Genomic DNA, 3021 nt, shown 5'->3' on the forward strand with positions numbered 1-3021 from the left:
TTACTCCGTGCGATGGGGTCCGGTGCGGTGCAATGCGATGGCGTGCGGTGGAGTGCGGTGCAATGCGGTGGAGTGCGGTGCAGCGCATTGCAGTGCCGGCGGGTGTCCGGGCCGTGGGGCCGTTCCGGGGGTCTCCCCACGGCCCGGGTGCCTGTCATCGTGGGCCGTCCGCGCGGCCGGGCCAACGCGCGGCGGCGGAGTGCGTCAGCCCGCCCGCCAGTGCGTCAAGTCGGCTCCGTACGGGGCCGGGTGACCTGACAGACGGGCCCCGTTGCGGGGGCGTGCCGCCCCGGGCCGATCTACCCTCGGACCGTCCGGCAGGGCCGGAGGGCCGCCGTTCGCCGCGGCCCGCGCCGGCGCCGCGCCGGGGCCTCCGACGGAGAAGCGGGGACCGACATGACCAAGGTGGTACTGATCTCGGGCAGTCTGCGCGCCGCATCGGTGAACTCGGCGGCGCTCAGGGCCGTACGCCGCATCATCGGACGGACCCGTCCGGCCGCCTCGGTGGTCTCGCTGCCGATCGGCCGGCTGCCGTTCTACAACGGGGACATGGAGGGCACGGGGGCGACCCCGGCCGTGGCCGCCGCCCGCGCGCTGGTCGCGGGCGCCGACGCCCTGGTGATCAGCACGCCCTGCTACAACGGCGCGGTGCCCGGCGTGCTGAAGAACGCCCTCGACTGGCTCTCCCGCCCGGACGGTGCGAGCCCGCTCACCGGCAGGGTGGCCGCCGTCCTGAGCGCCTCGCCCGGCGGCCGGGGAGGCATCGACGCCCAGCCGGCGCTGTTCGACCTGCTGGACAGCTGCGAGGCGATCACAGTCGAGCACCCGCCCGTGGCCATCCGTTGGGCACACCAACGGCTCGACGCTGCGGGGGAGATGACCGACGGGGAGGCGGTGCGGGCGCTGCGCGAGCTGGTCGACGCCACGTTCGAGGCGGTGGCCATCATGGAGGAGCAGCGCAGGTCGGTGCGGGAGCGGGAGCTGCACGCGCGCGTACACGAAGAGAGCGACCCCGTAGGCGAAGCGAGCAGGCAGCCCGTACGGGAAGAGGGCAGGCCCGTACAGGAAGAAGGGGACAGGCCCGTACCGGAACAAGAGGCCAGGCCCGTACGGGAGGAAGCCAGGCCGGTACGGGCGCCGCGCGGTCCCGTGCGGGCTGCGCACGGGACCGTGCCGCCGGCGCCTCAGCGGGCCGCGGACGCTCCGTCGAGGGCCAGTGTGACCTCGTCCAGCAGCTGATGCCAGGCGTCGTTGAGCTCCTTGAGCGCCTCGGACTCCAGGCGCAGGGCCAGTTCACCGAGGTCGATGCCGAACCACTCCAGGTGCCCGAGCAGCTGCCCGGCAGCGGCGTACGCACCGGCACCGGGCGCGGTGCCGGCCGGTACGGCGTCCACCACGACCGGTTCCTCCAGCAGCTCCTCCGGGACTGCCGTCACCGTGCCGCGCGTCAGCAGCGGGGCGGCGTAGCGCGTGGGCAGGAGACCGGGGCCGGAGGCGGCCGTCGCGGTCCACAGCAGCCGCTGGGGGCGGGCCCCGTGAGCGGCCAGGGCGTGCCAGCGGGGCTCGTCCAGCATGCGCTCGTACTGCGCGTGGAGCTGCCGGGCGGCCGCGACGGCGGTGGCGCCGCGCATGGCCCTGGCCTCCAGGGTGCCCTCGCGGTCGAGGAGGGCGTCGACGGCGGCGTCGACGCGGCTGACGGGGAAGGAGGCGACCGAGGCGAGCGCGGGAAGGTGACGCCCCGCGGCGCGCGCCCGCTCCAGCCCCTCCAGGTAGGCCTCGCCGGCCTGCCGGTGGCGCGCGGCGGACAGGACGAGGGTGGCGTTGACGTTGATGCCCTCGGCGAGACAGGCGCTGAGGGCCGTGAGGCCGGCGGGGGTGGCGGGGATGCCGAGCATGGCGTTGCCGCGGTCGACGGCCCGCCACAGTGCGCGGGCCTCGGCGAGGGTGGCCTCGCCGTCGTGGGCGAGGCGGGGGTCGAGGCTCACGGAGACGAGCCCGTCGACGCCCGCGGTCGCCTCGTGGACGGGCCGCAGGATGTCGCAGGCCCACCGGATGTCGTGGACGGCCAGGGCCTTCAGGGCCCGTTCGGCGGTGATCCCGCGCTCGGCGAGGTCGCCGAGCTGGCCCGTGTAGTACGGGCCGCGGGTCAGGGACCGGGCGAGGAAGGCCGGGTCGGAGACGACCCCGGCGATGCGCCCCTGCCGGGCCAGCGCGGCCAGCCGGCCGCTCGCGAGCCGCTGCCGGGCGAGCCCGTCGAGCCACACGGACACCCCGGTCGCCCCGGGCCCGCCGGACACGGCACCGGCTGCGCCGGGCGCACCTGAGGCGGCACCGGCAGCGCGGGGCCCATCCGTAACGGCACCGGTGGCACGGGGCCCATCCGACGGCCGGGCCGGGCCACCGGAAACCCCGTAGGCGGCGCCACCGGAAACGCCGTCGCCTGCGCCGGGCGGCCCCGGAGCCCCGGCCGGGGACCGCCCGCGTGCAGCCCTCCCACCGTCCGCTCCCTGCGGAGACCGGGCCGGGCCAGGCCGAGCACCGTCGCCGCCGCGGGGCCTGTCCGGACCCGCGGCGCCTGCACCGGCTCGGTTCGAAGCCCTCTCCGGGCCCCGCCCGTCCGGACCACCACCGACCCCGGCCGGGCCGTCCGCAGAACCCCCGGCCGGAGACCGCCCACGTACAGCCCTCCCACCGTCCGCTCCCTGCGGAGACCGGGCCGGGCCAGGCCGAGCGCCGTCGCCGCCGCGGGGCCTGTCCGGGCCTGCGGCGCCTGCACCGGCTCGGTTCGAAGCCCGCTCCGGGCCCCGCCCGTCCGGACCACCGCCGACCCCGGCCGGGCCGTTCCCAGAACCCCCGGCCAGGGACCGCCCGCGTACAGCCCTCCCACCGTCCCCTCCTCCCTGCGGAGACCGGGCCGGACCAGGCCGAGCACCGTCGCCGCCGCGGGGCCTGTCCGGACCCGCGGCGCCTGCACCGGCTCGGTTCGAAGCCCTCTCCGGGCCCCGCCCGTTCGGACCACCG

2 protein-coding genes are annotated in these 3021 nt (G+C 77.3%); one reads left to right on the forward strand and one right to left on the reverse strand.

The window, feature by feature from the left end; all coding sequences use genetic code 11:
• The first annotated feature begins 396 nt into the window (after positions 1–396).
• Complete coding sequence (locus V7793_RS35825; RefSeq protein ID WP_336013859.1) at positions 397–1239, forward strand: NADPH-dependent FMN reductase; 843 nt, start codon at positions 397–399, stop codon at positions 1237–1239.
• Here V7793_RS35825 and tal read toward each other — a convergent pair.
• A complete protein-coding gene (gene tal / locus V7793_RS35830) occupies positions 1185–2270 on the reverse strand; it encodes a transaldolase (RefSeq protein ID WP_336013860.1) in 1086 nt (361 codons plus the stop codon). The two genes, V7793_RS35825 and tal, sit on opposite strands and share 55 nt — an antisense overlap.
• Between the last annotated feature and the right edge of the window lie 751 nt (positions 2271–3021).

The organism is Streptomyces sp. KLMMK, assembly GCF_036961605.1.
In the GTDB taxonomy this organism is placed as follows: Bacteria; Actinomycetota; Actinomycetes; order Streptomycetales; family Streptomycetaceae; genus Streptomyces; species Streptomyces telluris.

Bases quoted from the DNA above. Each gene is read 5' to 3' on its own strand.
- V7793_RS35825 (WP_336013859.1), top strand. From the start codon at position 397: ATGACCAAGGTGGTACTGATCTCGGGCAGTCTGCGCGCCGCATCGGTG.